This is a genomic window from Polaribacter staleyi, from assembly GCF_038024045.1.
Taxonomy (GTDB): domain Bacteria; phylum Bacteroidota; class Bacteroidia; order Flavobacteriales; family Flavobacteriaceae; genus Polaribacter; species Polaribacter butkevichii.
In genome coordinates this window covers 3,017,337-3,042,582 of the sequence record NZ_CP150665.1, presented here as the reverse complement: position 1 = coordinate 3,042,582, position 25,246 = coordinate 3,017,337, and the positions used below count along the sequence as shown (strand labels likewise).

The window sequence follows — 25,246 nt, the reverse complement described above, 5'->3', positions numbered from 1 at the left end:
CACAAGCAATGAGCATCATTTCTAAAGACATACAAAAAGCAGTACAGTTACTAACCAATGAAGAATTGGTTGCTATACCCACAGAAACCGTTTATGGATTGGCAGGAAATATTTTTAGCGAAAAAGCCATCAAAAGCATTTTTTCAACAAAAAAACGTCCGTTTTTTAACCCATTAATTGTACATATTCCTTCTGTAGCTTCTTTAGAAGGAATCGTAACACATGTTCCCGAAAAAGCAAAGTTATTAGCTGCAGCTTTTTGGCCAGGTTCTATGACCTTGGTTTTAAAAAAACACAAAAACATTCCGGATATTATTACTGCTGGTAAAGATACTGTTGCGGTTCGCGTACCAAATCACCCTGTAACATTAGAATTATTAAAACAACTTCCCTTTCCTTTAGCAGCACCAAGTGCAAACCCTTTTGGAAGCATTAGCCCAACAAAACCAGAACACGTAGAACGTTATTTTAAAAATGATATTCAACAAGTTTTAGATGGCGGTGCTTGTACAAATGGAATTGAATCTACTATTATTGGTTTTATAGATGATGAACCTATTATTTACCGATTAGGTGCATTGGCTTTAGAGGATATTGAAGCGGTTGTTGGTAAAATTTCGATAAAAAACAAAGACGACGTAAGTCCGGATGCTCCAGGTATGTTGGCAAGACATTATGCGCCAACAACCCGTACTTTTTTGGTTGATGATGTTGCTAGCGAAGTAAAAAATCATTTAGGAAAAAAAATTGGTGTATTGGTTTTTAAGAATACTTTAAGTGATGCTTCTCTAACCGAAATAGTCTTATCAGAAAAAGGGGCTTTGCATGAAGCAGCATCAAAATTATATGCTTCTTTACACGAATTAGATGGTAAAAATTTAGATGTAATTATTGCAGAACGCTTTCCTGAATCTGGTTTAGGTAAATCTATTAACGACAGGTTGCAACGTGCAACTTTTAGCCTTTAACCCTATAACTTGTAAATTTGAATTATTTCCAAAATTTTAAAGCAGATATTTCTAAAATAGAACTTCCAGCAAAATTTACATTCCCATTTTATTACCAACCTCATACGTTGGCTAAAATTGCAGCAAATGAGCTCCAAGAATATTTAGAGACCCAAACTGATTTTACACATAACTTTGGACTTACAGAAATAGAAAATGAATTGCCAATTGGTAAAATGTTTGGCGTTTTAGTAGTTAAAAATCAACAAAACGAAATTGGCTATTTAGCCGCCTTTTCTGGGAAGTTAGCAGATAAAAGTTTGCCGAAAAAATTTGTGCCACCCGTTTTTAATATGAGAACAGAAGGCAGTTTCTACATAAAAGGAGAACAAGAAATAGATTTAATAAACGGTCAATTATCTATTTTAAAGAAAGATAAAAGTTATTTAAAACTAAAAAAAACTGTTCAAAAACTATCTAAAGAAATAGAAAACGATTTAATGCTGGAGCGAAAAAAAATGAAGCTTCAGAAAAAAGATAGAAAAAACAGAAAAACAATAGGAGCATCAACTTTAAATGAAGCTGATTTTACTATACTTAACCAAAAATTAATTCAAGAGAGTTTTAACAACCAGTTCTATTACAAAGAACTTGTAGAATATTACGAAGATAAAATTGCTAAAAAAAGAACAGAATTGGCTCTTTTTGAAGATAAAATTGCCTCTTTAAAAAAAGAAAGAAAAGAAAAATCTAACTACCTACAACAAACACTTTTTAGTAAGTATGCTTTTTTAAACAAAAATAAGGAACTAAGAAACTTGTTAGATATTTTTGATAATCCAGACGTAAAACCACCCGCAGGTTCTGGTGAATGTTCTGCCCCAAAATTACTTCAACACGCTTTTTTAAACAATTTAACACCTGTTTGCATGGCAGAATTTTGGTGGGGAATTTCGCCTAACACAGCAATTAGAAAACACAAAAACTTTTATCCTGCCTGCCAAGGCAGATGCAAACCCATTTTAACACACATGCTACAAGGCATAAAAATGGACGATAATTTATTATTAGAAAACTTAGCAGAAAAACAAACTTTAGAAATCATTTATGAAGATGATGTTTTACTGGTTGTAAATAAACCAACCGAGTTTTTATCTGTACCTGGTAAAGATATTTCAGACTCTGTGTATACTAGAATTAAAGAAAAATATCCGAATGCCACAGGGCCATTAATTGTACATAGATTAGACATGTCTACTTCTGGAATTCTATTGCTAACTAAAACCAAAGAAGCTAATAAAACACTACAGAGTCAGTTTATAAACAGAACTGTAAAAAAACGATATGTTGCTTTATTAGATGGAAACTTAACTGAAGAGAGTGGAAAAATACAACTTCCTTTACGTGTAGATTTAGATGACAGACCCAAACAGTTAGTAGATTTTGAGTTTGGAAAAAATGCTGAAACCGATTGGAAAATCATCAAAAGAGAAAACGGAAAGACAAGAGTTCATTTTCACCCAATTACAGGACGAACACATCAATTAAGAGTACACGCCGCCCATAAAAATGGATTAAACACACCAATTATTGGTGATGACTTATACGGAAAGAAAGAAAATAGATTGCATTTACATGCAGAATTCATTGAATTTTCGCACCCTACAACTTACAAAAGAATGCGTTTTACGGTTGCCCCTGACTTTTAGAAGAATAAAAATTGATTTTCAATCATTTTAAGGACAAACAACCTTAAATGCAAGACAAACAAGTTATTTTAAAATACAAAAAAACTACCACTCAACATACTATTTATCATAAAAAAAGAAAATAGACTAAATTTATATGTTCATTTTTTTTCAATTGTTAGCTTCCTTTACAATTATACAATGCTCTTAAAAAATAATGATTGATACAACTTTAGCAATACTAAAGTTAAAAAAACTAAGACTTCAAAATATCTAAAAAAAGACTTCTATCAATTTCTTTGGCACCTAAACTAGCTAAATGATCATTATAAATTTGGCAATCTATTAATGAATATTCTTTATTTTTTGCTAAATAAATAAAAGCCAATTTAGAGGCATTAGAAACTTTACTAAACATACTTTCTCCACAAAAAATAGCATTGATCTCTAAACCATACAAACCACCAACTAAATTATCATTCTGCCAAACCTCTACAGATTTTGCAATTCCTTTTTCATGTAAATTAATATAAGCCTGCTCCATTTCATCAGTAATCCAAGTTCCAAAACCATCATTTCTTTCAATATTTTTACAATGATAGATTACCTCTTTAAAAGCTTTGTTCTCGGTTATTGTAAATTGATTTTTGTGAATCAATTTTTGCATCGATTTAGACACTTTTATTGCATCAGGATATAATACCATTCTTTTATAAGGACAATACCAAACAATAGGCTCTCCTTCAGAAAACCAAGGAAAAATTCCGTTTTTATAAGCATAAATTAATCGCTCTTCAGATAAGTCTCCACCTAAGGCTATAACTCCATCATTTGTGGTAAACTCATAAGGCGGAAATTCTATTTTATCTGTAAGCCAAATCATACTATTATCTTTATGGCTAAATTAAGGAATTCTTAAAAAAGTAGGAATCTAAATTATTGTTCATTTAATAAAAATTAAGTCCTTATTTTTGCAATCTATTTAAAGAAAAAGAGCAATCTAAAAATGGCGAAGAAAACAAGAAAGAAAACGAAAACACACAGAGCTAAATTAATGCATAGCTACTTTCATAGAACAGGTTTTTACTTGTTTATATGGGAAAGTTTAAAGAAAGCATTTTGGCCAATTGTTATTGTTGTTGTGAGTTTAATTCTGTTTAATAAATATGTATATAATATTAATGATGGCTTGCATCATTTTACACAAACGGTTTCTAGACTTACCGTTTTAACAACCTTCTTTATTTCTGAAACTTTACTAGGATTGGTACCGCCAGAAATGTTTATTGCTTGGTCTAAAAAAACATCAGAACCTATTTTAAATTTAACAATTTTAGCCACTTTATCTTATACCGGTGGTTTAATTTCTTATTTTATTGGAAAAACTGCTTTAAAAATAAAGTCTGTAAAAGATTATTTAGAAGTAAAAATGGCCGAAAACTTAAAAAACACGCGTAAATGGGGTGGTATTTTAATTTTAGTTGGTGCTTTATTACCATTGCCTTTTTCTATAGCTTGTATTGCTGCCGGTATGATTAAATATCCATTTAAAAAAGTTGTCTTTTTTGGTTTATTTCGTTTTGTAAGATTTGCAATATATGCTTGGGCAATTTTTCAAGTTGTACACTAAACAATCCGTTTAAAAATAATTATCTTTGCCGTATGGGATTAACAAATAATGATATTTTAAAAAAACTACGTGTAGCTCATAAATTACGAGATACAGATATTGTAGAAATTTGTGCTTTAGTAGACTTTAAAGTAAGTAAAGCAGAATTAGGCGCTTTATTTAGAGGTGAAGATCATCCAAAATATATGGAATGTCAAGATCAAATTTTACGTAATTTTCTAAACGGATTGGTTATTCATTTACGTGGGCCAATGCCTAAAAAAGGAGAAAAAAAATAATTTTTAAATTGTTAGACCGCTTCGATTTTAGCAAGAAAAACACAAAATATTAGATAAAAAAAGAGTGTAAATTAAATTTACACTCTTTTTTTTATCTAGAAATCTAACTTTCTAGTAATCTAATTTATTTTCTAGAAAGGTAAATCATCTGGCTCTTCATCTGTAATTTTAGATGCTGGCTCAAAATTATCTGCAGGAGGTATATTACCACTAGCTGCACCTTGAGATAAACTTTCAATTCTCCAACCTTGAATAGAGTTAAAGTATTTAGCTTCACCTTGTGGGTTAATCCACTCTCTACCTCTTAAATTGATTGCAACTTTTACATCTTGCCCAACTTTATAATTGTTTAACAAGTCACATTTATCTTGTACAAACTCTATCATTATCATTTGTGGATATTGATCGTCTGTTGTAACTACTAATTCTCTTTTTTGAAACCCGTTAGCTCCAAAAGTTTGAACGTCTCCAATTAATTTTACTTTACCAATAACTTCCATAATTTCTAATTTAATAAAAGTACTTTCCAAGCACTTTCTACATCATTCTTTTTTAAATACGCTTTCGCAAATGTATGTTTTTTTGTGGTTTCTAATCCAATAAATTCAGAATGTTCTTCTTTAAAGTTATTAACATCCTCTGCTGTTGGTAATTGTTCTACATTACCAAGCATCCCTAAATCATTACCTGTTAAAACAGTACTATTTCTAATTTCTAAAGGAATTTGATCTACTCCAATCCCTAAAGAAGCTATTGGTTTTGGTATTTCAAAAAACCCATCTTTGGCTCTTGTGTAGTAATTACCACCTGCTCTAGCTACTAAATCAATTTTATGCTGATCTATGCTACCATCATCAGCTAAAACAGTTTCTGAAATATGTACTTTTACAACCTCGCAAACTACCAAATTTCCTGCACCACCTTCATCACCTGTAAAAATAATATCCTTTACTTTACATTCTAATTGTACTGGAGATTCTGCTACTCTAAATGGTTTTATTTTATCCGAAGGCAACATCGTAAACCCTGCTTTTTCAAACTCATTTACCCCTTCTGGATATTCTGTAGAACTTAAAGACATTTGTTGTACCATGGCATAATTTACCACATTTATAACCACCTCTTTGGTAGCTACTACATTCTCTAAAGTATGTTTTATAGTATTATCTTTTACTCTTCTTGCGGGAGAAAAAACTAATATTGGCGGATTTGCACCAAAAATATTAAAAAAACTAAATGGTGATAAATTCGGATTTCCGTCTACATCAACTGTACTTGCAAAAGCAATAGGTCTTGGCGCTATGGCTCCCAATAAATAACCATGTAATTTGTGAGTAGAAATGTCTTTTGGATTGATAGAAAGCATAAACAAATTTTTAGATACGTAAAGATACTATCTAATCTTTAAATGAGTTATATACAAGAAACCTTTATATTTGTTTTAATGAAAATTTTCTCTAATACACTTCTATTTAAACGAATTACAGTTTTTGTTTCGTTTATTATTGTCTCTTTAATCCTCTGGAACACCTATACCTTCTTTCAAAAATTTAAACATGAAGAGCGTATTAAAATGGAAATTTTAGCAACTGCTCAAAAAGAAATAGCCAGTGACACCAACTTAGACGCAAATGTAGATTTGCCTTTAAAAATAATTGAGAACAACAGTAATATTCCAATGATTTTGGTGAATGACCAGGGAGCGATAGAATATTTTCAAAACCTTGACTCTGTAAAAGCTTTAAAAACTAGTTATTTAGAAAAACAATTACTAGAAATGAAGGCAGAAAACGAGCCTATTGAAGTGAGTTATAAGGGGAAAAACAAACAATTTATTTACTACCGAAATTCGGATTTATTAAATAGACTCACCTACTACCCTATTGCATTAATTTTAATTCTTGTACTCTTTCTAAGTGTTATTTATATGTTTTACAACTCTAACAAAGTTGCAGAAACTAATAAACTTTGGACAGGTATGGCTAAAGAAACAGCACATCAAATAGGCACCCCTTTATCTTCTCTTTTAGGATGGATTGCAATTTTAAAAATGGAAAAAGTAGATGATAAATATGTAGACGAAATAGAAAAAGATGTTAGCAGACTAAACACCATTGCCAATCGTTTTTCTAAAATTGGTTCTACTCCAGAATTAAAAAAAGAAAATGTGGTTGCTATTACAAAGCAAGCTTTCGATTATTTAGAATCTAGAAGTTCTAAACAAATATCCTTCTCTTTTATCACTACTGATGATGAGATTTACACAAACTTAAATACCGAATTATTTGGATGGGTTGTAGAAAACCTCATTAAAAATGCCATTGACGCCATGTTAGGCAAAGGAGAATTAAAGCTAAACATAGAAAATACTTCTAGAAAAGTAAAAATCACCATATCTGACACTGGTAAAGGAATGCCTAAAAAACTATTTAAGCAAATTTTTAAACCCGGATTTACCACTAAAAAACGTGGTTGGGGCTTAGGCTTATCACTTTCTAAACGTATTGTTTCTGATTATCACAAAGGAAAAATATTTGTCCAAAAATCTGAAATTGGAAAAGGAACTACTTTTGAAATCCTTTTAGACAAAGTATAGTTGAATGGTTTTTGCTATACGCCCTAAAAAGTGTATCTATTTAACACTTATTTCAAACACTAAAACACTTGGCAACACCCAACTTTATTGATAAAATCAACATGTTTTAAACACCAAAAGTTTCTAAAATCAGCACTTTTCTCTCTTAATAAATGGTTATTCAACCGATTTTATCTAATTACAAAAGCAACTCAACTACACAAAACTGCATTTTAAATACATAAAAAAACCACTCGAATAAAAACACCCCATTTTTTTAAACCTCATCACTAAATTTGTAGCTCGAAACGATATTAAAAAATTAAAAACCAGCTATATATGAATAACTTAAGGTTTAAAAAATTAAAGAGAGCATTTTTATTTATTATTCTATTTACTTTTTCTCAGATAGGTTATAGTCAATTAAGTGATTTACATATACTTCCGCCATTAAAACAAGACGCTAACAATCAAGCTATTCAGCAACAAACCATCTATTTATCTACACCAGAAACTGCAAGTTTCAATGTAAAAATATATAGAGGAACAAATACAACAGCATTAGCTACTTTATCACTTTCTAAAGCAACTCCAAAAACCTACAAGCCAGGTAATGGAGACAACAATATAACTCTAGTAACCAATGCTAATACTGGTATTAAATTATCTAACAGTGGTTTGCGTTTCGAATCTGAAAACGGAGAAAAATTTTATGTAAATTATAGAGGAAGATCATCTTCACAAGCAGCCTCAATTACCTCTAAAGGTAGAGCTGCTTTAGGTAAAAAATTTAAATGGGGAGGAGCTCCTATTGAAGCGAACCATAAAACAATGAGTGCAACATTAGGTATTATGGCTACTGAAGACAATACTTCTGTAACAATAAGTGGTTACAATACAGAATGTATATTTAGATATACAGGAACAGTTGCAGGCATTACCGATAATACTATAAACATTACTCTAAACAAAGGGCAGTCTTATGTACTTGAAGCTGCCAAAGATGCAACTACAGCAAATGTAGATGGATGGATTGGAGCATCTATAACTTCTGATAAAGATATTGCTATCAGCAACGGAATGTTAAATTTTGGTGTAAACCCAGGTAGCGCAAGCAGAGATGCTGGAGCAGACCAACCGGTACCAGAAGATAAATTGGGAAAAGACTATGTATTTGTGCGTGGTAATGGTGGTGCAAGTAATGAGTTTGTAATTATCATAGGAACCCAAGCAAACACAGAAATTTATGTAAATAACGAAACAACTCCTTTTGCTACGATAGGTATTGGAGAATATGCAGAAATACCATCTTCTAAATACTCTGGTACAACAAGCGGTAAAAATATGTTTGTGTCTTCAACAAAAGACGTATACGCTTACCAAGTGCTTTCAGGTAGCTCATCTATTGTTACAGTAAGTTTAAACTTTGTTGCCCCTGTAAATTGCTTATTACCTGACACCATGGATCATATCTCTAATATCGAAGACATTTCTGGTATTACAGCATCTGGAGGTTTATTTATCATAGCGTCAACCTCTACAGATAAATCTAACAAAGAACTGAGCTAAAAAACAACTCTTTTCTTCATTAAATTTACGCACTATTATTTTAGGCTCATAATGCTATGAATTCGTATTTTGAGCTTTTATTTTTTATGTAAATACTACTTATTTTGATAAAACAGAAACGTACGTTTCGTCATATGGTAAACCTGATTTTGCAATAGCAAAACTCTGTTTTATCAGTTTATTTGAAACCGCTATTAAAGCCAATTTCTTACTCTTACCCTTGTTAACAATTCGCTCATAAATCTCGCGACATCCTTTATTATGCTTGCAAGCTGTAAAAGCACAGAGAAACAAGAGGTTGCGTAACTTCCTATTTCCAACCTTACTTATTCTACTTCTTCCACGTACACTACTCCCAGATACTCTTATCGTTGGAGTAATTCCTACATAACTACATAATTGTGAAGCTGTTTCAAATTTCTTAAATCCATCAGTAATTACAATTAAAAACAATGCCGTTTTCAATCCTATTCCTGGAATACTAGTTAGCAATGTTAACTGTGCTTGTTGGTCTTGTTTTACTAATGATAGTACTTTTGTTTCGATTCCTAAAATCTCTTTGTCTAAATGTTTTTTAGTCCGTTTTAATGAACCATAAACCCACTTAGAGGGAATCCCTAAAACTTCTTCTCCGTGGATTTTATTCTTAACCGCTGTGCGTTTTTTAATATCACTATCTAATAACCTAAACAACTGTAAACACTCACTCTGAACATTAGTAAGAGCCGTATACAATGGAACTTCATTGATACTTCCATATTCACAGATAGCCTTTGCATCACTTTTATCCGTCTTTACTTTAGATAATTTCATTTGGATAAAACGCTTTACAGACAAAGGATTTACCACCGATACAAAAATGCTTTGTTTGTATAAAAACTGAGCTAATCTGTAATGGTAATAACCTGTTGCTTCCATAATAACTAATGAGTTTTTAGGTAAACTTTTTAAAAAGGTTTTAAACCCTAATTCATCATTTTTAAATTGATCATGACCATTTGTACTTCCATAAACATCAAAAACGTCTTTACTGATGTCAACTCCAAAAATTTCCTTATATTTATTCATAAGAACTGATTTATGAAAGAATAACCTACTTTTACTCACAACAACTTGAAATCGAGATCTAGGTCTCACAGAACTGAACGTGATTGTTAGTAGAAAAGAGAGAGGATTATCAATGTTGTCGAAGTCTTGGCTTCACCGTGTATATTAACCTTAATTCTCTCTTTTATTCTTTCTGATTTATATACTTAAATTTAGTCTTTTATTATAAAATGCTAACTTAAGTTGTGGTTACTGATGATACTGGCGTTATTGGCTTACCTGCAGAAGAAACTGTTTCTGGTACATCCGAATGGAAAACTTTATATCTTACAGGGCTTACAGGAAATGTTTCTGTAAATTCTACTGGTCCAATAGCGGTAGGTTTTTTAGGATATAATGGAGCTAGAGGTATTGCTGGTTATTTTTCTGGATTTGACACTGTACCTGCTACAGAATTAGCTGTTACAGGCGGTGGATGTTTACCAAATGCTAGTATTGAAGTAGTTAATAAAGATTTTGAAACCTATCAATGGTATGATAATGGTGCTTTAGTACAAGGAGCAACAAGCCATACATATACCCCAACAAAAGCTGGAGATTATTACGTACGTGTTTCTAAAGGAGGCTGTACTTATGACTCTCAACCTATCTCTGCTTACTACTGTAACCCAGATATTATTGTAAACAAAACCGCAGACAAAACGGAAGTTATAGAAGGTGGTACAATTACTTTTAAAATTACAGTAGAAAGTAAAGGATTAGACGCTGTAACAAATGTTAACATTTCAGATGTAATCCCTAGTGGATTAACAATATCTAGTGCAGAAGCAAGTACAGGTTCTTGGTCTGAACCAAACTGGACAGTAGGTACACTTACAAGCGGACAAATAGAAACGATTACAATAAAAGCAATCGTTAACCCAATGACAGGTACAACGACTAGCTCTTCATTAACAAACACAGTAACAAACACACAAGACCAAGTAGATAGTAATATTACTACAGACACCCCTTCTGTATCTTTTAATACTTTAAGAGATTATGATGGTGATGGCGTTGCAGATATATATGATATTGACGATGATAACGATGGTGTTTTAGACACTGTTGAAGGAGATGTTGATACAGATAACGACGGAATACCAAACAGATTAGATTTAGATTCTGATGGTGATGATTGTCCAGATACAATAGAGGCTCGCGTACCTGCAGTCCTAGAAAATGCAAACGTAATTAATAACACCTCTATAGACACTGCAGATGCTGTAATAAATATTACAAACAATGCTGTGGGTAGTAATGGACTAGCAGCTAGTTTAGAAGTTAATGATAAGACTACAACTTCAACAAACTTTACCTCTACCTATACTACCTATGCATTAGATAAAAACACAAATGTTTGTGGAGTTGCAATGATTACGCAAGTATATCAAACAAGTAATGAACGTTGGATAGAAATTACCAATAATCACCCTACAAATATTGTAGCACCAAACGCAGCTATTATTACACTCTTTAAAAACACTAATGGAGATCAAGCAGGTAAAGCACCTACAGCTTATACCTCTAATACAAATACTATTAACCCTGGTCAATCTATATTGATATCAGCAGGTAGTGTTACAAATAAACTTTCTACTGCAGTAGAAATAGTAAACACAAATGTTACCAATTTTGCTGGAGGAAATGATATTATAGCATTAACAAGAACATCTAACAATACTGCTTGGGAAGCAAGAACTGATGTTTTAGAAACGATAAAAGACAGTACAAGTTATGTACGTATTGATGAAATTTTAGAACCAAATAGAACTACAGACACAACAGAATGGGTCGCTTTTATAAATGATAATATTATTACGTATTCAGATTTAGTAAATGAAGATGATGAAGAACGTCATACACATGATCCTTTATTATCAGAAATAGCAACTGCAAATAACAATGCCAATATTAAACCAGGTTTACACCATTTTGGACCAACAAATAGAACAAATTCTGATTGGTCTAACGGATATCCTGATAGATCTAGAAATGTTCAAATTTCTGAAACATATTCTTTTTCAGAAAAATTAAGTGCTAGAAAATTTGAAGTTAAAAACGGAAGTGTTTTTAGTATTACTGATAATCTATTAGTAGTAACAAACAACATCAACATTGCTACAGCTACAGATGAAATTAGATTGGTGAGTTCTGACGATACTAATAAAGCGCAATTAATACAAACTCATAAAGGAACTGGACTCGTTACAGGTTTGGGTAGAATTCTTATAGATCAAAACTCAGATGTACCAAGCATATATAGATATAACTATATGAGCTCACCAGTAAACACCGTTGGCACCAATTCTTTTACTTTAGAAAACGTACTAAAAGACGGAACAACACCAACCTCTACAACTTCTACAGTAACAGATATTAATTTTGTAACAGGATATGATGGTAGTACAACATCTCCTATTTCTATACCAGATTACTGGATATATACCTACGCCAATGCATCTGGAAGAAGTAATTGGTCTCATAAATATAAAAATGGAACAATTCCACAAACCGACGGTTTTACAATTAAAGGAACTGGTGTTACCCAAAATTATACGTTTGCAGGTACACCAAAAGACGGAAATTTAAATACAACTATTGGTGCGCAACAATCTTATTTAGTAGGAAACCCATACGCTTCTGCAATAAGTGCTAAAAAGTTTATAGAAGATAATAAAAACACCATAACAGGTAATTTATATTTCTGGGAACATAATGGTGAAGAAGGTACAAATGATGGAACTCAAGGTCATAATTACGGCGGATATATTGGTGGTTACGCAATAAGAAACAGCGCTATGGGAATCGCCGCAAATAAAGTATCTACAAACAATGGTGCAACCCCTACAAATAGTGTTATTGAGGCAGAAACAGGAACACTTTTAAATGGCGCACAAACTTATGAAGATAATGGCATGAGTGGAGTATTACTAAATGGATTGAATCAAAAAGTTACTTTTACTAGTGGTGTTGTTGCAGATTCGTTATTTATTAATTACAAAATAAATCAATCTTTATTTTTAAATATTAAAATAAATGGAGTAGATAACCCTACTTACCTTAACACCACACCTAGCAATTATACAAATGTTTATATTGTTACAAATATAAAAGCAACTGATGAAATTGAATTTATTTATTCTAATGAAAATTCGAATACGAATATCTATATTAACACAATTACTTTAAAAGGAGATGGTGTTGATGATTCTGCCCCATCATTAGGAAACGGAACTTACAAATCTCCAGGTGCATACATATCTATTGGTCAAGGGTTTTTTGTTGATAGTAGTGAAAATGGAGGAACTATTTCTTTTAACAACAGCCAGAGAGAATTTATTACTGAAGGAACAGAATCTGTTTTCTTTAAAAGCAGTAATAAAAAAGCTAAAACTGAAAGTTTTACAAACACATTACCTATTATTAAATTAGGTATGGATTATAAAAATAACAATGGATTAGCCTTACATAGACAAATAGGTATTTCATTTAAAAATGGAAACTCTTTTGATTTTGAAACGGGCTACGATGCACCAATTTACGATGTTGGAACAACTGATATCTACTGGAAATTTCCAAGTACTAATAATAAATATGCAATTGCAGGTGTACAAAGTATTACTGAGGATCTAGAAATTCCTTTAGAAGTTACGTTAAAAAATACTGGTACAGTTACTATTGGTATTGATGAATGGAATGCAATTGACAGAAACATTTATTTAATAGATAGAGTAACAGAAACTTCTTATTTATTAAACAATGCAAAAATTGCTTTAACCTTAGTAAAAGGAACGTATTCAGAAAGGTTCTATTTAGGCTTTAAAGACATTAAGCCAGAAGTAAATACCACGTTAGACACTAAAGATTCTGTTATTTTAGACACAAATGTCTCTGTATATTTAGATAATAATACACAAGAATTGGTTATCAACAATAACAGTAATTTACAAATAGAAAATGTAAAGTTATTTAACCTTACAGGTCAACAAGTAAACAAATGGACTAACTTTAAAACGGCAACAACAGAAAGTAGATTAAAAACTAAAAAACTTTCTAAAGCTATTTATATTGTAAACATAGCAACGGAAAAAGGTATCGTTTCTAAAAAAGTTATATTAGAATAATTTAATTTAAAACACTCATATTGTAACCACGTTTTTATTTTTAAAACGTGGTTATTTTTTTTCTATCAAATATTTATAAAACCATATTCCAAAATTAAACCGAAAAACATCCAAAGTAAAAACTTTAGAAGTATTATTTTTAAGGTAATCTCTTCTCCGTCAATTAATGGCAAAAAAAATCCATCCCAATAAACATACAAAAAACCAAATTTAATCCATGGTTTTCTCTTATTCAAATTGATTAGAAATACTTGCTACTAATACCACAAACTTATCGTTTGTAAATTTTACTTTTTTAATAAATTGAATATCTTCCGTTATATTTGTAGGCACTAAATTTACGTGTACATATGGTACTTCTAAATCCATAACACTCGTACAAACTCTTTTACATGCAACTTCTTTTTTAATGATTTATCATTTGGGTTGATATCTAAAAAAGCAATATAGTTATCATCTTCTAAAGCTCTTTTAAAGCATAGAAGAAGCAACTAACAGCCTACCTATCATATAAAATTAATTATTAATATTCTAAAGTACTGATACCTTTGTTTTACAACAACTCATTTTATTATTACATTAGCATTTTATAATATAAAATACTCAACATCCCCCAAAATGAGAAAAAATTTATATAAAATAGTTATCAGTATTATTTTACTAACCTTAACACAGGTTGGTTATAGCCAATTAAGTGACTTACACTACCTCCCTCCACTAAAACAAGCAGTTAATAATCAAGCAATTGAATAACAAACCATCTATTTATCTACTCCAGAAACTTCAAGTTTTAATGTAAATATATTTAGAGGTACTAGTACTACAGCACTTGCCACTTTATCAATATCAAAAACAAATTCAGCAACTTACTCATTAACTGACGGTGATAACGAAATAACTCTAGTAACCAATCCCAATACAGGTATTACACTATCTAATAGTGGTTTGCGATTTGAATCTGATAATAAAGAAAAATTTTACGTGAACTATAGAGGGAGTTCTTCGGAACAAGCAGCATCAATAACCTCTAAAGGTAGAGCCGCTTTAGGTAAGAAATTTAAATGGGGAGGAGCTCCTGTTGAAGGAAAAAATACTACAAAAAATAAATCTACGGAAATTAGTGCTACATTAGGTATCATGGCTACGGAAGACGGCACTACCGTAACAATAAGTGGTTATGATCCAACATGTAGATTTAGATCTCCAACTGCAGTAGACGGTATTAGTTCTAGCACAATAAGTATTACATTAAACAAAGGGCAATCTTATGTACTTGAAGCTGTTACAGACTTTACACTACCAACACCCGCGGCTAATAAAGACGGATGGATTGGCGCATCTATTGTCTCTAATAAAGACATAGCCATCAGTAACGGAATGTTAAATTTTGGGGTAGATACTAATAAAGTCTCTAAAGACGCTGGAGCAGACCAACCTGTACCAGAAGATAAATTAGGTAAAGAATATATTTTTGTTCGTGGTAACGGAACGGAAGTAGATAAAAGTGAGTTTGTGATCATCATAGGAACCCAAGAAAACACAGAAATTTATGTAAATGATGAGACTGTTCCTTTTGATACAATTGGTGTCGGAGACTATGCAAAAGTACCTTCCTCTAAATATTCTGGTACCACTATTGGAAAAAACATGCACATAGCCACTACAAAAAACGTTTATGCCTATCAGGTTCTTGCTGGAGCCATCGCCAATTCTCATAAAACAGTAAGTTTAAATTTCGTAGCCCCAGTAAACTGTTTATTACCAAGCAGCATGGACCACATCTCTGCTATAGAAGATATTCCTGGACTTACTCCTGCAGGTAGAGTTGGAGGTTTATTTATTATCGCATCAACTACAACAGCAAACGCTGATATTGATGTTACCGATAGTAATGGCGCGGTTAGTTTACCTACAGAAGAAACTGTTTCAGGCACTACCGAATGGAAAACATTTTATATTACCGGACTTACAGGAGATGTGTCTGTAAAATCTACAGGCCCCATAGCTGTTGGGTTTTTAGGTTTTGAAGAAAATAGAGGTATTGCTGGGTATTTTTCTGGGTTTGACACTGTACCAGAAACTGATTTAGAACTTACAGGAAATGTTTGTTTAGATCATAATAACAACCTTACTATTGGCCTCATAGGTTCTCCAACTTACACTTCTTATCAATGGTTTAAAGACGATGTAGAGATTTTAAATGCAACAGGTGCAACCTATTCCCCCACAAATCCTGGAGATTATTTTGTACAAGTTACTACTGGAGGATGTACGTTTGTTTCCCAACCAATATCTGCTTATTATTGTGATCCTGATATTGTGGTAAATAAAACTGCTGACAAAACCGAAGTTATGGAAGGAGAAACCATTACTTTTAAAATTACAGTAGAAAGTAAAGGTTTAAATACAGTTACAAATCTTAACATCTCAGACGCGGTTCCTAATGGTTTAACAATTACTAGCGCAAGTACAAGCATAGGTTCTTGGACAGCCCCTAATTGGACGGTAGGAAATCTTATAAGTGGGCAAGTAGAAACCATTACAATTGTTGCAAAAGCAGATGCAATGACAGGTATTAACGCTACTTCTGCTAAAACAAATACAGTTACAAATACACAAGACCAAACAGACAGCAATACTACCACAGACTCACCTTCTGTTTCTTTTAATCTCTTAAGAGATTATGATGGAGATGGCGTTGCAGACATCTATGATATTGATGATGATAATGATGGTATTTTAGATACGGAAGAAGGAAATATTGATACAGATAATGATGGTATACCAAACCATTTAGATTTAGATTCTGATGGAGACGGTTGCCCAGATGCAATAGAAGCAAATGTACCAACTGTATTAACGAATGCAGATGTAAGTAATTTAGATAATACAACAACTGTAATAACTAATATAGCAAATGCTGTTATAGATATTACACAAGACCTAGTTGGTGCCAATGGATTATCAAATAGCTTAGAAGATGTAGACACAGATACAGCAGCCATAAATTACACATCAACATACACTAATTATGCTTTAGATACAGCATTAAAAGCATGTGGTACACCAATGATAACACAAATATATACTACAGACACAGAACATTGGGTAGAAATTACAAACATAGACCCAACAAATATTGTTGGTATAAACGCAGCAACATTGGCATTATTTAAAGACGGATCTGACCCAACAACAGCAACATCTCCTGTAATTTTTGCCAATACAACAGCTATTCAACCAAGTACTTCTATTTTAATTACTAATAATCTTACTAATGCTTCATTGAGTAATGCTAACGTTACGCCGATTACCGATGCAAACGCAATAGATTTTAAAGATTCAGATGATGTATTAGTACTAACCAAAGGTACAGAAAGCAATGCTTGGAACGGAAAAGTAGATGTTGTAAGCGCAATTGCAGACAATACAAGTTATGTGCGTATAGACGAAACTTTAGTCCCAAATACAGCCTATGACGCTACAGAATGGGTTGCTTTTATAGATGATACTATTAAAACACATTCCAACGAAATAGACGACACTAACAATATAGAACGTCATGCACATGCACCACTTTTATCAGAAATTGCTAATGCAAATGATGCCGCTAATATAAGACCAGGTTTACACAACATTAAACTTACTAAAAGGACAAGCAATGCCTGGTCTAATGGATATCCTGACAGATCTAGAAATGTTAAAATTCTTAATAACTTTAGTACTTCCGATAAATTAGACGCAAGAAAATTAGAAGTTAAAAACGGTAGTATACTTAGTATTACAGACAATTTACTTTTAGTTACTAATGAGGTTAAAATTACAGATACTACCGATGAAATTAGATTGATAAGTTCTGACAACACCAACAAAGCGCAATTAATACAAACACATACATCTACATCTAAAGTAACCGGTGATGGTAAACTATTAATAGACCAAAACTCTACCGCACCAAGTAAATACAGGTATAACTATTTAAGCTCTCCTGTAAATACAATTGGCCAAACAAATTTTACGGTTGCTAGTGTTTTAAAAGATGGTACAAAACCATTAGACGCTACCTCTACTATTGGTAATGGAAGTACTAACATAGCTAAAGAAATTACTTTTGTAACAGGTTATGATGGTGATTATACAAAATCTCCCATAGAAATTGCAGAATACTGGATTTATACGTACGCAGCCTCTGCAGACGGAAAATCTAATTGGTTACATAAGTTTAAAGGAGAAACCATTGCACAAACAGATGGGTTTCTACTTAAAGGACCAGGAAGTTTAAATCAGAATACAAAAGGACAAAATTATACTTTTGTAGGCACACCAAAAGACGGAACATTAACAACAACTATTAGTGCGGGAGATTCTTATCTAGTAGGAAATCCGTATGCATCTGCAATAAGTGCTAAAAAGTTTATTCAAGATAATTTAGATACTATGAACGGAAGTTTATACTTCTGGGAACATGCAGGAGAAAAAGCTTCTAGTAATGGGTCTGAAGGACATAATTACGGAGGATATATAGGTGGATATGGAGTTAGAAACCTATCTGGTGGAGTTGCTGCAACCAGTGTATCTAGCAATAATACTAGCGATAATGGCACACCTACTTTGGGTACTGGTTCTTATACAGAGCCAAAGGCTTTTATAGCAATCGGACAAGGTTTTTTTATAAATGGAGATGATGCCGCCTCTACAACTATAGACAATATTCAGTTTAACAATAGCCAAAGAGAATACATACAAGAAGGAAATGATTCTTATTTCTTTAAAAGTGAAAACAAAAAATTGAGTGCTAAAACACAAGGTCCTCAAAATACATTGTCAATTATAAAATTAGGAATGAATTATATAAATGATGACAATTTACCATTGCATAGACAATTATTAATTTCATTTAAAAACAATAACTCTTTTGATTTTGACAAAGGATATGACACAGAAATTTATGATGTAGGAACTACTGATATCTACTGGAAGTTTCCAAACAATGATAAAAAGTATGTAATTACTGGCGTACAAAGTATTTCTGATGAATTAGAGATTCCTTTAGAATTAATAACATCTAAAGATGGACAAGTAACAATTGGTATAGATGAATCGAATGCGATTGAAAGTGACGTTTATTTAAAGGATAAATTAACAAATACATCTTACTCTCTTAATAGTAAAAATATTGACTTAACACTTGCAAAAGGAACCTATACAGATCGTTTTGTACTTGCTTTTTCTAAAACCACAACATTAAGTGTAGATGATACTCTTTTAGAAAATAAAGTTACTGCCTATGTAGACAACAATGCTAAAGAAATTATAATTAACAACAACAGCAATTTAGAATTAAAAAAAGTAGCTTTATTTAATCTATTAGGTCAAAAGATAGTTGAATGGAATAACATTAAAACTGAAAGTAGACTAAAAATTAATAACCTCTCTAAAGCTATTTATATTGTAAACATAGCGACAGAAAAAGGAATGGTTTCTAAAAAAATTATATTAGAATAATTTATTCTAAAACACTTATATGGTAACCACGTTTTAAAATAAAAACGTGGTTACTTTTTTTTCTTTCTAATCTTTATAAAAGCATATCCAAAAATTAACCCAAAAAACATCCAAAATAGAAACTTTAAAAGAACTGTTTTTAAGATAATTTCTTTATCATCAATCAATGGCCACAAAAAAGCCTCACCAATAAACATACAAAACCCCCAAATTAAACCAATTCCAACCCACGGTTTCATCTTTATTCAAATTGATTAGAAATACTTGCTGCTAACACCACAAACTCATCGTTTGTTAATGTTACTTTTTGTGTAAATTGCATATCTGCCATTTGGTTTGTTGGCACTAAATGCACATGTACATGTGGCACTTCTAAACCAATAACACTCATACAAACTCTTTTACAAGCAACTGCTTTTTCTAAAGCTTTTGCAACTCGGTAAGAAAAATTCATAAGGTTTAAATATTCTTCTTTAGACAAGTCGAATAATTTATTTTCTTCCTTTTTTGGCACTACTAAAGTGTGTCCTTTTGCATTTGGGTTGATATCTAAAAAAGCAATATAATTATCATCTTCTGCTACTTTGTAACATGGAATTTCTCCTTCTATTATTTTTGTAAAAATGCTCATTATGTATGTGTAATTGGATTATAGATTAAATGTAGACAGTAATAAAACTGACAAACAGTAGTAAATATAAAAAAGAATTCGGGTTCTAGCAGTGCTAAAACCCGAATTTATAATGAATAAAAACGTCATTGCGAATGTAATGAAGCAATCTTTTAATCGATAAAGAGATTACTTCGTCATTCTTCCACGTAATGACTTTATCTCGAAATTTCTACAATCTCGAATTTCATAATTCCGTTAGGAACCTTAATTTCTGCAATATCTCCAACTTTTTTACCTAGCAAACCTTTACCTATTGGTGAGTTTACAGATAATTTACCATTTCTAACATCGGTTTCAGAATCTGCTACCAAGGTGTAAGAAAACTCCATTCCGTTTGCAGAATTTTTTATTTTAACGATAGAATGAATCAGTACTTTAGAAGTATCTAATTGAGATTCATCTATAATTCTAGCATTAGAAATTACATTTTTTAATTTTGCAATCTTAAACTCTAAGTGAGATTGTTCTTCTTTTGCTGCGTGGTATTCTGCATTTTCACTTAAATCTCCTTTATCTCTTGCATCTGCAATTTCTTGTGTTACTCTTGGTCTTTCTACTTGCTCTAGTTGCACCAATTCTTCCTTCAATTTCTTTAATCCTTCTGCCGAATAATATGATATATCGCTCATTTTTTTTTAATTTAAATTCATCAACTCTACTTAATAAATTACTTAAATTTATTAATAAAAGAGTAACTCTCTCACTTATAACACCCTTTAGGGGATTAAATTTAAAAATCCCATTACCTTTGCAGTAATGAGATTGTCCTACAAAGATACAAAATATTTGTAAATTGCAATCGTTTTAGATAAAATGAAACTTTTGTATGTTTAAAAAAATAATGTTTTTATGCTTTTGCATAACCGTTTTATCATGTAGCGATAACACGCAAATTAATGATTGTTTTATGGATGTACATGTCTCTGAAGTTTTAAACACCAGACTTCCATCTAACCAACTATTAACCATAAATGGTACTAGCAAAACGTATTCTATTGATGGTAGACAAATTCATATTATTAGAAATAATGCTTCAGACTTTATAGCGTTTGATTTAGAATGCCCAGATAGAAATTGTAATACCCCTTTAGATATTACTACAAATGCTCCGCTAATAACATGTACTTGCCATAATAGAAACTATAATTATTTACAAGGTGGTGCATTAATTGGAGAAGAAGGTTGTGGTATGTTAATGTACACTGTAAACCTTATTGGAAGTGATGCAGTACAAATAAGAAATTAAATTTATAGATTAGTTAAATTGAGTTGCTTATTTTTGCCTAAACACAACAATATTCAACGTGAAAAACTATTATTCTTCAGATTTTAAATTAGGCGTTCTTGGTGGCGGACAATTAGGCAGAATGCTTTTGGCCGAAACTCAAAAATTAGACATTCATACTTCTATTTTAGAAAGCAACAAAAATGCACCTTGTGCACAAATTTGCAACACTTTTGTTGTTGGAGATTTATTAGATTTTGATGCTGTTTATAACTTTGGTAAAACAGTAGATGTACTAACTATTGAAATTGAAAATGTAAACCTAGATGCCTTAGATAGATTAGAAGAAGAAGGTTTAACAATTTTTCCGAAGCCAAAAGATTTACGTATTATTCAGAGTAAAGCAAGACAGAAAAATTTTTATATAGATCATCAAATTCCTACTGCAGCATTTTCTCATTACGCGTATTTAGAGGAATTAAAACATTGTTTCGAAAACAATATTATAGATTTTCCTTTTGTCTGGAAAGCTGCTCGTTTTGGTTATGATGGTACTGGTGTTAAAATTGTTAGAAATATAGACGATTTAAACAACTTACCAAATGTAGAATGTATTACAGAAAAACTGATTCCTTTTAAAAACGAATTGGCAGTAATTGTAGCAAGAAATGTTAGTGGAGAGGTAAAAACATATCCCGTTGTAGAAATGGAATTTCATCCGGAAGCAAATCAGGTTGAGTATGTTATTTGTCCGGCAAGGATAAATAGTACCGTTGCAGAAAAAGCAAGAGAAGTTGCTTTAAAAGTAGTAAGTGATTTAGATTTTGTTGGTTTATTGGCTGTAGAAATGTTTCAAACAGTAGATGATAAAATTTTAGTGAATGAAGTTGCTCCAAGACCTCATAATTCTGGTCATTATTCTATAGAAGCAAGCTATACCAATCAATTTGAACAACATATTCGTTCTATTTTAAACCTTCCTTTAGGAAATACAGACAGTAAAGTTGCCGGAATTATGGTAAACCTTGTTGGTGAAGAAGGTTTTTCTGGTGATGTAATTTACGAGAATATAGAAGAGATTTTAAAGATTGATGGTGTTACGCCACATATCTACGGAAAAAAAGAAACTCGTCCGTTTCGAAAAATGGGACATGTTACGATTGTAAATACAGATATTGATATTGCAAGAAAAGTAGCACAAGAAGTTAAAGAAACGATTAGGGTAATTTCTAAGTAAATTTAAATAGTAAGACAAAACAGATTCCTGCCTTCGCAGGAATGACAAAAATAAAATTATGGTAGGTATAATAATGGGAAGTGATTCTGATCTTCCAATAATGCAAGAAGCAATAGATATTTTAGAGAGTTTTGATATTAAAATAGAAGTAGATATTGTTTCTGCGCACAGAACTCCAGAAAAATTAGTAGACTATTCTAAAAATGCGCACAAAAGAGGCATTCAAGTAATAATAGCGGGTGCTGGTGGCGCAGCACATTTACCAGGAATGGTAGCTTCTATGAGTCCGTTACCAATAATAGGAGTTCCTGTAAAAAGCAGAAATTCTATTGATGGTTGGGATTCTGTTTTATCAATTTTACAAATGCCTGGTGGCGTACCTGTAGCAACGGTTGCTTTAGATGGCGCAAAAAACGCAGGTATTTTAGCGGCTCAAATAATTGGTGCTTCAGACAAAGCTGTTTTAGACAAAATAATTGCTTACAAAGAAGAATTAAAATTGAAGGTTGAACAGGCTTCTGAACGAGTTAGAAAATAAAAAATGTCTCCTCGAGCGCAGTCGAGAGGTTTATATTAGGTCTCGACTGCGCTCGACCTGACACAGTTTAACAATTACACCTTTTTAGATGAATCCACTTTTACAAGATTTTAATACACCTCCTTTTTCTAAAATTTCTAATGAAGATTACAAACCTGCTATTAAAAAAGGGATTGAAATTGCCAAAGCAGAAATTGATAAAATTATAAACAACCCTGAGGTTCCTACTTTTGAAAACACAACCGTTGCTTTAGATTTTACTGGTGAAAAACTAAATAAAATTACGAGTATTTTCTTCAACTTAAACTCTGCAGAAACTAATGATGAGATTCAGAAAATTGCTCAAGAAGTTTCTCCTTGGTTAAGTGAATTTAGTAATGATATTACTTTAAACGAAGATTTGTTTAAAAGAGTAAAATCGGTTTTTGATAGTAAAGAAACGTTAGATTTAACACCAGAGCAAACAATGCTTTTAGAAAAGCAGTACAAAAGTTTTGCAAGAAATGGGGCTAATTTAAAGGAAGCTGATAAAATTGAACTTCGTAAAATTGATGCTCAACTCTCTAAATTATCTTTAAAATTTGGAGAAAACGTATTAGCAGAAACCAATGCTTTTGAACTTCATTTAACAAATGAAGAAGATTTAGCTGGCTTGCCAGAAAGTGTAAAAGAAGCAGCCAAAGAAGTGGCAACTTCTAAAGAGAAAGAAGGATATATTTTTACCTTAGATTACCCAAGTTACATTCCTTTTTTAACCTATGCAGACAATAGAGAGTTGCGTAAAAAAATGGCAATTGCAGCTGGTAAAAAAGCTTTCCAAGACAATGAATTCAACAATGAAAAAATTGTTTTAGAAATTGTAAATCTTCGTCATCAAAGAGCTAATTTATTAGGTTATAAAACACATGCTCATTTTGTTTTAGAAGAAAGAATGGCAGAAACCCCAGAAAAAGTAATCGAATTTTCTAATAATCTTTTAGAAAAAGCAAAACCTGCTGCTTTAAAAGAATTTGAAAATTTAGAAAACTTTGCAAAGAAATTAGACGGAATAGATCATCTTGAAAAATGGGATGGTTCTTACTATTCTGAGAAATTAAAGAAAGAATTATTCGATTTAGATCAAGAATTATTAAAGCCTTATTTTAAATTAGAAAACGTAATTGATGGTGTTTTTGAAATTGCCAACAGATTATATGATTTAAAATTTGAAGAAGTATCTAACATCGACAAATATCACGAAGATGTTAAAACATATAATGTAACAGACATAAATGGTAACTTTATTTCTGTATTCTATGCCGATTTTCATCCAAGAAAAGGAAAACGTAATGGTGCGTGGATGACAAGTTACAAATCGCAACAAATTAAAAACGGAATTAACGAAAGACCACAGGTTTCCATTGTTTGTAATTTTACCAAACCCACCGAAACCAAACCGTCTTTATTAACGTTTAACGAGGTTACAACCTTGTTTCATGAATTTGGTCATGCATTACACGGAATGTTAGCAAACACCACCTACAATAGTTTATCTGGAACGTCTGTTTCTTGGGATTTTGTAGAATTACCTAGTCAGGTTTTAGAAAACTGGTGTTTCGAGAAAGAAGCCTTAGAATTGTTTGCAAAGCATTATGAAACCGGAGAAGTTATTCCGATGAAATATGTAGAGAAGATTAAAGAATCTGCAAGTTTTCATGAAGGAATGCAAACCTTACGTCAGTTAAGTTTTGGTTTATTAGACATGCAATGGCACGGTCAAGATCCATCAGAAATTTCTTCTATAAAAGAGTTTGAAAACAACGCTTTTGCAAACACAAAATTATATCCTGATGTTGCAGAAAACTGTATGAGTACTGCTTTTTCTCATATTTTTCAAGGAGGATATTCTGCCGGATATTACTCGTACAAATGGGCAGAAGTTTTAGATGCAGATGCTTTTGAATATTTCTTAGAAGAAGGAATTTTTAACAAAGAAGTAGCCACAAAATTTAAAGACAATGTACTATCTAAAGGTGGAACAGAAAAACCTATGGAATTATACAAACGTTTTAGAGGTAAAGAACCAAAACCAGATGCACTTTTAAGAAGAGCGGGGTTAATTTAGTATTCAGTTTTCAGTAGCAGTTTTCAGTTCTCATCTTACTGAAAACTGCTACTGCCAACTGTAA

At 31.8% G+C, this 25,246-nt stretch carries 20 protein-coding genes; 12 read left to right on the top strand and 8 right to left on the bottom strand.

The genetic code is table 11. The annotated features are described in order from the left end of the window. Positions 1–8 precede the first annotated feature (8 nt). On the top strand, positions 9–968 hold the full coding sequence (locus WHD07_RS12835) for an L-threonylcarbamoyladenylate synthase (RefSeq protein WP_105049497.1): 960 nt from the start codon (positions 9–11) through the stop codon (positions 966–968). 17 nt (positions 969–985) lie between these two features. Further along, positions 986–2,656 (top strand): RluA family pseudouridine synthase, encoded by a 1,671-nt coding sequence (locus WHD07_RS12830; RefSeq protein WP_343328729.1) that lies wholly within the window; start codon positions 986–988, stop codon positions 2,654–2,656. Between the two features lie 235 nt (positions 2,657–2,891). On the opposite strand, the gene aat is transcribed toward WHD07_RS12830, so the two are convergent. After that, a complete protein-coding gene (gene aat / locus WHD07_RS12825; RefSeq protein ID WP_343328728.1) occupies positions 2,892–3,518 on the bottom strand; it encodes a leucyl/phenylalanyl-tRNA--protein transferase in 627 nt (208 codons plus the stop codon). 123 nt (positions 3,519–3,641) lie between these two features. Between aat and WHD07_RS12820 the strand changes: the two genes are divergently transcribed. Continuing rightward, positions 3,642–4,265 (top strand): YqaA family protein, encoded by a 624-nt coding sequence (locus tag WHD07_RS12820; protein WP_343328727.1) that lies wholly within the window; start codon positions 3,642–3,644, stop codon positions 4,263–4,265. Between the two features lie 32 nt (positions 4,266–4,297). Then, positions 4,298–4,543 (top strand): DUF1456 family protein, encoded by a 246-nt coding sequence (locus tag WHD07_RS12815; protein WP_343328726.1) that lies wholly within the window; start codon positions 4,298–4,300, stop codon positions 4,541–4,543. Positions 4,544–4,674: 131 nt separating this feature from the next. Here the strand turns inward: WHD07_RS12815 and WHD07_RS12810 are convergent, their stop codons facing one another. Continuing rightward, complete coding sequence (locus WHD07_RS12810; RefSeq protein WP_105050589.1) at positions 4,675–5,043, bottom strand: DUF3127 domain-containing protein; 369 nt, start codon at positions 5,041–5,043, stop codon at positions 4,675–4,677. Between the two features lie 5 nt (positions 5,044–5,048). Then, a complete protein-coding gene (locus tag WHD07_RS12805; protein WP_105049502.1) occupies positions 5,049–5,909 on the bottom strand; it encodes a flavin reductase family protein in 861 nt (286 codons plus the stop codon). A 78-nt stretch (positions 5,910–5,987) separates the two neighbouring features. On the opposite strand from WHD07_RS12805, the gene WHD07_RS12800 reads away from it, so the two are divergent. Further along, complete coding sequence (locus tag WHD07_RS12800; RefSeq protein ID WP_343328725.1) at positions 5,988–7,139, top strand: HAMP domain-containing sensor histidine kinase; 1,152 nt, start codon at positions 5,988–5,990, stop codon at positions 7,137–7,139. Between the two features lie 318 nt (positions 7,140–7,457). Further along, positions 7,458–8,687, top strand: a complete 1,230-nt coding sequence (locus tag WHD07_RS12795) for an IgGFc-binding protein (protein ID WP_343328724.1) — start codon at positions 7,458–7,460, stop codon at positions 8,685–8,687. 99 nt (positions 8,688–8,786) lie between these two features. Here the strand turns inward: WHD07_RS12795 and WHD07_RS12790 are convergent, their stop codons facing one another. Continuing rightward, positions 8,787–9,755, bottom strand: a complete 969-nt coding sequence (locus tag WHD07_RS12790) for an IS110 family transposase (protein WP_343328560.1) — start codon at positions 9,753–9,755, stop codon at positions 8,787–8,789. Positions 9,756–9,979: 224 nt separating this feature from the next. Here WHD07_RS12790 and WHD07_RS12785 point away from each other — a divergent pair, with 224 nt between their 5' ends. Further along, positions 9,980–13,900 carry a T9SS type A sorting domain-containing protein gene (locus WHD07_RS12785; RefSeq protein ID WP_343328723.1) on the top strand — a complete coding sequence of 1,307 codons (3,921 nt, stop codon included), beginning with the start codon at positions 9,980–9,982 and terminating at the stop codon, positions 13,898–13,900. A gap of 228 nt (positions 13,901–14,128) precedes the next feature. Here the strand turns inward: WHD07_RS12785 and WHD07_RS12780 are convergent, their stop codons facing one another. Next, positions 14,129–14,269: a hypothetical protein gene (locus tag WHD07_RS12780; RefSeq protein WP_343328722.1), complete on the bottom strand. Its 141-nt coding sequence runs from the start codon at positions 14,267–14,269 to the stop codon at positions 14,129–14,131. A 612-nt stretch (positions 14,270–14,881) separates the two neighbouring features. Between WHD07_RS12780 and WHD07_RS12775 the strand changes: the two genes are divergently transcribed. Further along, on the top strand, positions 14,882–19,405 hold the full coding sequence (locus WHD07_RS12775; RefSeq protein WP_343328721.1) for a T9SS type A sorting domain-containing protein: 4,524 nt from the start codon (positions 14,882–14,884) through the stop codon (positions 19,403–19,405). A 50-nt stretch (positions 19,406–19,455) separates the two neighbouring features. On the opposite strand, the gene WHD07_RS12770 is transcribed toward WHD07_RS12775, so the two are convergent. From WHD07_RS12770 to greA, 3 genes are all read right to left on the bottom strand, one after another. Beyond that, positions 19,456–19,644 (bottom strand): hypothetical protein, encoded by a 189-nt coding sequence (locus tag WHD07_RS12770; protein WP_343328720.1) that lies wholly within the window; start codon positions 19,642–19,644, stop codon positions 19,456–19,458. Positions 19,645–19,646: 2 nt separating this feature from the next. Further along, positions 19,647–20,036 carry an HIT family protein gene (locus tag WHD07_RS12765; protein WP_343328719.1) on the bottom strand — a complete coding sequence of 130 codons (390 nt, stop codon included), beginning with the start codon at positions 20,034–20,036 and terminating at the stop codon, positions 19,647–19,649. Between the two features lie 197 nt (positions 20,037–20,233). Next, the gene (gene greA, locus WHD07_RS12760) at positions 20,234–20,707 is read right to left on the bottom strand and encodes a transcription elongation factor GreA (protein WP_105049508.1); all 474 of its coding nucleotides are present in this window, start codon (positions 20,705–20,707) and stop codon (positions 20,234–20,236) included. Between the two features lie 278 nt (positions 20,708–20,985). Between greA and WHD07_RS12755 the strand changes: the two genes are divergently transcribed. The 4 genes from WHD07_RS12755 (at position 20,986) to WHD07_RS12740 (ending at position 25,182) form a co-directional block, all read left to right on the top strand. Beyond that, entirely contained in the window at positions 20,986–21,324 is a 339-nt protein-coding gene (locus tag WHD07_RS12755; RefSeq protein ID WP_343328718.1) for a Rieske 2Fe-2S domain-containing protein, read from the top strand. Between the two features lie 58 nt (positions 21,325–21,382). Then, the gene (locus WHD07_RS12750) at positions 21,383–22,540 is read left to right on the top strand and encodes a 5-(carboxyamino)imidazole ribonucleotide synthase (RefSeq protein WP_343328717.1); all 1,158 of its coding nucleotides are present in this window, start codon (positions 21,383–21,385) and stop codon (positions 22,538–22,540) included. 58 nt (positions 22,541–22,598) lie between these two features. Then, positions 22,599–23,078 (top strand): 5-(carboxyamino)imidazole ribonucleotide mutase, encoded by a 480-nt coding sequence (gene purE, locus WHD07_RS12745; RefSeq protein WP_343328716.1) that lies wholly within the window; start codon positions 22,599–22,601, stop codon positions 23,076–23,078. A gap of 88 nt (positions 23,079–23,166) precedes the next feature. Then, positions 23,167–25,182 carry a M3 family metallopeptidase gene (locus WHD07_RS12740; protein WP_343328715.1) on the top strand — a complete coding sequence of 672 codons (2,016 nt, stop codon included), beginning with the start codon at positions 23,167–23,169 and terminating at the stop codon, positions 25,180–25,182. Positions 25,183–25,246: the final 64 nt, after the last annotated feature.